Source organism: Marinospirillum sp., from assembly GCF_014859565.1.
In genome coordinates this window covers 1-6648 of sequence record NZ_JACUUA010000175.1, presented here as the reverse complement: position 1 = coordinate 6648, position 6648 = coordinate 1, and the positions used below count along the sequence as shown (strand labels likewise).

5 protein-coding genes are annotated in these 6648 nt (G+C 51.0%); all 5 read right to left on the bottom strand.

All coding sequences use genetic code 11. The features are described 5' to 3' along the window. Positions 1 to 184: 184 nt before the first annotated feature. From IBX50_RS15625 to IBX50_RS15605, 5 genes are read right to left on the bottom strand one after another with little or no spacing between them, the layout of a single operon-like run. Positions 185 to 1099, bottom strand: a complete 915-nt coding sequence (locus IBX50_RS15625; protein WP_292257225.1) for a DUF4357 domain-containing protein — start codon at positions 1097 to 1099, stop codon at positions 185 to 187. 55 nt (positions 1100 to 1154) lie between these two features. After that, positions 1155 to 1889, bottom strand: coding sequence for a SprT family zinc-dependent metalloprotease (locus IBX50_RS15620; protein WP_292257224.1), 735 nt, complete (start codon positions 1887 to 1889; stop codon positions 1155 to 1157). After that, on the bottom strand, positions 1889 to 5023 hold the full coding sequence (locus tag IBX50_RS15615; protein ID WP_292257223.1) for an HsdR family type I site-specific deoxyribonuclease: 3135 nt from the start codon (positions 5021 to 5023) through the stop codon (positions 1889 to 1891). The genes IBX50_RS15620 and IBX50_RS15615 overlap by 1 nt, the downstream gene beginning before the upstream one ends. A 52-nt stretch (positions 5024 to 5075) precedes the next feature. Next, positions 5076 to 5564, bottom strand: a complete 489-nt coding sequence (locus tag IBX50_RS15610; RefSeq protein ID WP_292257222.1) for a hypothetical protein — start codon at positions 5562 to 5564, stop codon at positions 5076 to 5078. Next, positions 5554 to 6630, bottom strand: a complete 1077-nt coding sequence (locus IBX50_RS15605) for an XRE family transcriptional regulator (RefSeq protein WP_292257221.1) — start codon at positions 6628 to 6630, stop codon at positions 5554 to 5556. Before IBX50_RS15605 ends, IBX50_RS15610 begins: the two co-directional genes overlap by 11 nt. Positions 6631 to 6648: the final 18 nt, after the last annotated feature.

Here is a 6648-nt window from a genome sequence, read left to right as displayed (position 1 = left end):
AAGCAGTCCCCCAATCAGTCCCCCAAATTTATTTGCAACTCATCCATAGTTTTTTGCCTTTAACCACAGGCCTGTCCTTTTAGATAGTAAAACTCATAGCGATTACATTATTTATATTAGTATATTTTAATGTTTTGCAGCCTTAAATTGACACCCATACATCATTCACTGCTCTACTTTGGAATCACTCAACCTGTTCACTCTGCCAGTCGCCATAGGTTTTTCGAGTCTGGCTTTCAAGCCAGACGGTACGGCCGTTAGCCGGTCGCCCTGAAACAATTGCAGCAGCCGCACTGGGGCTTGAAAAGGCCTGGTCTTGCGTAAAGCGCATAACACCCTGTTCATCTTTAGCCAAAACGCCATCTTGGGTCAGTTGCTGGTAAAGCGGTTTGTAACTGGCATAGTCTGTGGTACTGGCCCAATGATCTCTGGCCTTACTACCGGCTAAAACCACAAACTCCCCTTCAACTTCCCTTGCCTGAGCCTTGATTTGGTATTTTGGGATTTCCATTTCAAATGTAGTGATTGACTCTGTAACTTCTTCAGGAAGATTTTTAGGCTGTGTTGCCTGCTGGCGTTCGCGTAGAAAATCAAAACCCAGAACAGGAAGCAGAGTTTTGATTTGTTCAATGAAAAAAGCCATATCAGCCTGATCTGACTCAGGCAAGATGGTGTAATCGTGTGCGGTGCCATTTATCAGGCCGCAGCGCCCAGACTGTTTGGCGAGTGCAAGAAGCCTGCTTTCGAGAAATTTAACATGGGCCTTGGTGAGATTCTGATCCTTACTGGTAATCAGGCAGACTTTTTCCCAGAAGTCTTTACCACCCTGATCTTCTGGCCGGTGATGCTGCTTCAGTCGCTTAGCCACATCATCAGACTCCCCGATATACACCAGCGGTCTCAGCGCATTATCTGGATCAGTGCCCACTAAAAAATAAACCCCGGTTCGTGCACATTCTGGACGTTGCACTAACTCAGGTAGCTTGGTACGAGGCCCGGTGAGCGCATGACCTGTCCAGTTCATAATTTCTGCGGTCAACAAACCATTAGCCAGACCATCAACCAGAAACAGACGTATGCTGCGACCTTGTCCACTCATGCATCAACTCCAAGTAAAATATTTTTTAGCCCCGCGTTTCACCTTGAAGCTAGATCTACACAGTCAGCTTCAACGCGTGCTCTTTCAGCCAGGCGCGACATTCCTGGTAATCCGGCATGACTCGGTTCATTTCTTGCCAAAATTCGGGGGAATGGTCGTGCCGGATCAGGTGGCAGAGTTCATGAATCACCACGTAATCGACCATGCGATTAGGTGCCAGCAGGATTTGCCAGTTGAATTCCAATTCACCTTTGGCCGTGCAGCTGCCCCAGCGGGATTTAAAAGTTTTGATCTTCACGCTTTTTGGCTCCACCCCGACCAGCGGAGCGAAGCGTTTTACTTTTTCAGTGAGCTTTTGTTCTGCCTGGCGCTTGTACCAACGTACCAGCGCGTTACGAACCATGTGCGGCTGTTCATCACCATAGGGCAGCACAACCATCAATCGTCCGTTCAGCAGCCTTACAGGGGCAAAGGAGCCGCGTTCGATCTTCAAGCGGTAATTGCGCCCCAGATAGGAAAAAGCTTCACCAGACACAAATTGCCGATTACTGGCCGGTGCCTTTTCCTGCTGTAACGCCATTTTTTCCTTGATCCAGCGGCGTTTGGCAGCCAGCAGCTGATCAATTCGCTCTACGGGAGTATCCGTTGGCACCACAATGGATACCGCCCCTTCTTCCACACGAATATCGGCAGATTTGCGTCTTGATGTGCGGATGACTTCAACGATAAAACCGTTGCCATCGCGGTATTCCTGATGGGAAGTCCTGGGCTGGGGTGTCATGGCATTCATCAATGGCTCTTTTTGAAACGGGTTTGTGCCAGTTCCATAAAGCGATCCTGAATCACGTTGACCAGATCCGTGTCACCAAAAGAGCAGTCCAGTACCGCTCGCTTGATCTCTTTTTTCATGCGTTTGACCTGATCCAGCTTATCGAAAAAATCCACGATCTGAGTGGCTTCATCAAACTGCTCCACCAGCGTCTGGGTGGTGGCTTTAATTTCTTCATGCACACTCTCACTCAGGGCATCCTCACCTGAATGCTGGGTCACTTCAGCCATCAGGATATTGTAGAAGGCAAACTCGGTTTCATTCAGTCCAAGATCATCCGCAGCTTGCTTGTGCTGAACTTCAATGGTGTTACGAAACTCCAGCAACAACTGGGTCTGCTCTTCCCATTTGCCCTGGGTACGCTCAATGATTTCTTTCAGGCGCAGGCTCAGGGATTTGTAATACTCCGGGTCTTCTTCCAAGTTGATGGTGATATGGTGCTTGATGGCACTTTCAATCTCAGAAGCACGGGATTCAGGCGACTTGATCTGCTCCACCTGGGCTCTGAAGTTACTGGCCATCAAATCAATCGGTGGGATTTTGGGATCTACACCGGTACTGATGATGTGCTCCTCCACCAGCTGACGTACTTTTTCACCGGCATCACTGATATCCAGCCCCGGATCTCGGTAGCGGTTACGAGCAGCATTCTGTAATTTGCCCCAGAACTTCAGATCTGCCACAAAGGGCTTGGCCGCTGCATCTGGCAGAATCACATCCATCTGCTTGGCAAAACGCTTGAATGCCAGCTCAAACTGCTGGCGAAGGTCTTCATCCTTCAGGAATAGCAACTGATCATCCATATCATCGGAACGGGCACCAGCCAGTGACTGCACCACCCGCGTATGGGCGGCTTTCAGTTTCGGGATTTCGTCTTTCAGGCTGAAATAACTACCTTCGGTATCCTCACTGCTGAACAGATCCAGGGCGTCAGTCAGGTGGTCGGATAGCCCGTAATAATCCACGATAAAACCTGCTTGTTTGGCTCCCTTACCCACCGGCGATGAGCAGGTGCGGTTCACCCGTGCAATCGCCTGCATCAGCGTGTGATCCTTCAAACTGCGGTCGATATACATCACCTGAGCAATGGGGGCATCAAAGCCGGTCAGCAGCATGTCCTTGACGATCAAAAAGGCCGTGGGATTTTCTGTCAGCGGCTTGGTAAAATTTTTGATGATGTCCTTCTGACGGGTTTTATCGGTGAACTCGGCCAGATAAGCCGGATCGTTGTGGGAGCCGGAAATCACCACTTCTGACTGGGGCGCATTCAGCTCATCCAGAGTTTTCTTGAACAGGGTGGCGGCATGGCGGCTGCCCACCACAATCATGCCTTTAAAACCGTTGGGTTGGATGTGTTCGCGGTAATGTTTAACCAGATCCAGGCACACCCAGCGAATCCGAGCTGGTGCTTCACGGATGGCACGCTCCACCCCGTATTTTTTCTTGATCTCTTTCTTTTCGTCGTCGCTGTAATCCTTGAAGTATTCTTCAAACAGCGCATCCAGCGAGTCGCCCACCACATCCGTTTGCACCTGGCGACCTTCATACAAAATCCGCACGGTGGCCCCATCTTCCACGGCCTGGTTGATCTTGTATTCATCAATGTACCCGCCAAAGGCCTGATCCATCTTCTGGGTTTTCAGCAAGGGGGTGCCAGTGAAGCCGATTTTGGGGGCATTCGGCAGGGCAGCATTGATGGTGGCAGCCAGATTGCCGAACTGGGTACGGTGAGCTTCATCCGCCAGCACAATGATCTTGTCGCTGGGGTTCAGATTGGTGAAATCCCCTTCTGCTTCCGCCTCCTGAAACTTTTGCACCATGGCAGTGACAATATCCGAGGCATCACGTTGCAACAGGGTTTTTAATTTGGCGACTGAATCCGCATTGTGTACGGTTTCATTCTGAGCGTCCCGAAAGGTGGCTGAAAGCTGGGTATCCAACTGGGTACGGTCGGTGACAAAGACCAGTTTATACTGCTGCAACTCTGGATCACGGCGCATTTTTACCGCCAGCATCACCATGGTCAGGGATTTACCGGAACCCTGGGTATGCCAGACCACCCCCGACTTTGCTTTACGATCCTTGCCACTTTTCAGGCGCTGAACAACCTTGTTCACTGCCCGGTACTGCTGGTAACGCGCCACCTTCTTGATCAAGCGGCCATCAACGGTTTCATAGAGGGTGAAGTTCTGAATCAGATCCAGAAAAGCTGCCGGTGCAAACATACCGGCCAGTAAACGCTCCTGAGCCGTGATCTCAAGCTGTTGCTCTGCATTGGCTGCCAGGCGCTGTGCTTCAGCAAAGTATGCAGCTGAAGGCATATCCGCGATGTCTTGTGCCTGCTGATAGGTCTTGGGTACTGAAGCTTCACGCAGTTTGATCAGCTCAGCATCCGTAAAGGGATAAGCATCTTTCCAGTCACCGTAGTGCTGGGCACTGGAACTGATGGTGCCGACTCGCGCCTGATCGCGGCAGGTGGAGATCATCATCTGGTTGTACCAGAACAACTTCTGGGCACCCTCTTCCACTTCTGGCTGCCGCAGGTTGGCATAACGCCGCAGCTGATCGATGCCCTGCTCCAACGCATTGGCAATATAAGGGGATTTGCACTCAATCACCGCCAGCGGCAGGCCATTCACAAAGCAGACCACATCAGGAATAATGTTCTGGTTCGCGCCTTCCACCTTGAATTGATTGGTACAGAGAAATTCGTTATTGGCAGGGTCATCAAAGTCGATGATTTTAACCGTCTGACCTTTGCGCCCCTTGCCCAGATCCTGATCCACCGACAGGTAATTTACCAGCAGATCATAAATGGCCTTGTTGTACTCCATCAAGGCGGCATGATTGGGATGGGTAATGTCGCGCATCACCTTGCGCAGGTTTTCTTCACTGATCCAGGGATTCAGCCGCCGGATGGCTGCCTCCAGCCGTGGCAGCAGCACCACATCACGGTAATAAGCACGTTCTGCCGGTGCAGGATCACCCTTGACCGCAGCCGGTGCCAAAGTTGCCCCTGGCACATAAGACCAACCCAGCTTTTGCAGCTGCTCCAGTGCGGGCTGTTCAACTTTGGTGACTTCATCCTTAAACAAGGCAAGCTCCTTCACTTATGCGCAGGTATTGTATTTATGTAAGCTTACCAGCCTAACGCCAGCGGTTCAGCCTCAGATTGCATTCATGCCTGGGTAAACGGGCACCGGCTTCCAGCATGGAATCCAGCGCTTCAGCCAGTTGCTGTGAAGTCAGTAACTGATGCGACTCAAGTTCATCCAGAATCCAGAGAACCCCGCGAACTTCCAGTTGCGCCTGGTGGCCGGATTTACGCAAGGCACCATCGTTGGTTAACAAAGTCCAGTTTCTGGCCTTTGCCAGAAAATAACAGGACACATCCGCCAAAGAAGAATTGCCCAGTGTCTGACGCAACTGAAACAAGGTCACGATCTCATCACCATTCATCCCCTCTACTTGCAAGCCCAGATCGGTCAGTTGTTGACCCGGTGGCTTGCGTAACTCACGCCATACAAAGTCCGTGGTTACAAATTGGTAGGGCAAGGCAAAAACAGTTTCAAGTAAACCACTGCGATGAAGGTCTATCCAGATATTGGTGTCTGAAACCAGAACCTTAACCGACACGTTCAAGCTCACTGGTTTGTTGATTTCCCATCACCTTTTCGATTTCAGCCAAAGATGTATTCAGCAGCTCGGCTGCTCTGGAGGGAGTCACCAGTCCTTCTGCCAGTGCGTGGTAAACCAGTTGCCGCAAGCGGTAAGAGGTTTCTGAAGGCAATGGCTTAGGTTCATTAGTGCGGTATCCCAGCATAGACCAGTATTTATAGGTGCTCTGGTAGTAGTTCGGGGTAATAATATTCAGATCCAGCAAGCGCCGCAGGATTGCCTGAATGGAGATCCCCCATTCTTCTTTTGCCAGCAGAAACTCTTCCAGCAGTACCCGTTTGCGCTGATCACCAAAAATTGCACGTACCTGACCAGCCGGAAACAGAAAAGCACCGGCAAAGCGGTGGCACCAGTGTTCTTCGTCTTTGGTGTCGTGCAGGGCTTCAGGCAAGGCCATCACCAAATGCCCCAGCTCATGCGCCAGATTAAAACGCTGGCGTTCACCGGGGCGGTCTATATTGCTGACAATAACCGCATCGACTCCACCATTGACCAACGCACAAAGACCATCAAATTTTTCATGGGCGTGCAGGCCCACCACCTTGATGCCGCTTTCTTCCAGGGTTTCAGTCAGGTTGCCGATGGGGTTGAGTCCCAGATCCCAGGCGTGTCGTAGCTTTTCAGCCGCCACTTCAACGTCTTCGACCTGAGAGACTGCAAAATGCTGATGCCACTGGGCAAAGTCACTGACGTTTGGATCAATTAAAAACAACTGCTCTGCCGCCAGATAGCGCTCCAGATGTTCACGCACCTGTTCTTTTACGGCTTCCTGCTTCTGCTTACCAAACGCCGAATGCTTGCGGAAATCCACTGCACCCAGCTCAACTGATTCAGAGCGGAAAAAATACTCAGGGCTAACCCCCAGCGCATCAGCCAGTTGAATCAACCGTGCAGAATTGGGCGCATCCCTGTCTGATTTTTCAAACTTGGACAGCGCCTGCTTGGAAACACCGATCTGATCAGCGACTTGCTGAAGGGTCATGTTCTTCAGAACACGCGCCCGACGGATGCGTTCATGCAACATGAGGGTACACCTGAGAAA

Coding starts and splice junctions, on each gene's coding strand:
- IBX50_RS15605 (WP_292257221.1), bottom strand. CDS start 6,630: ATGTTGCATGAACGCATCCGTCGGGCGCGTGTTCTGAAGAACATGACC.
- IBX50_RS15625 (WP_292257225.1), bottom strand. CDS start 1,099: ATGAGTGGACAAGGTCGCAGCATACGTCTGTTTCTGGTTGATGGTCTG.
- IBX50_RS15620 (WP_292257224.1), bottom strand. CDS start 1,889: ATGAATGCCATGACACCCCAGCCCAGGACTTCCCATCAGGAATACCGC.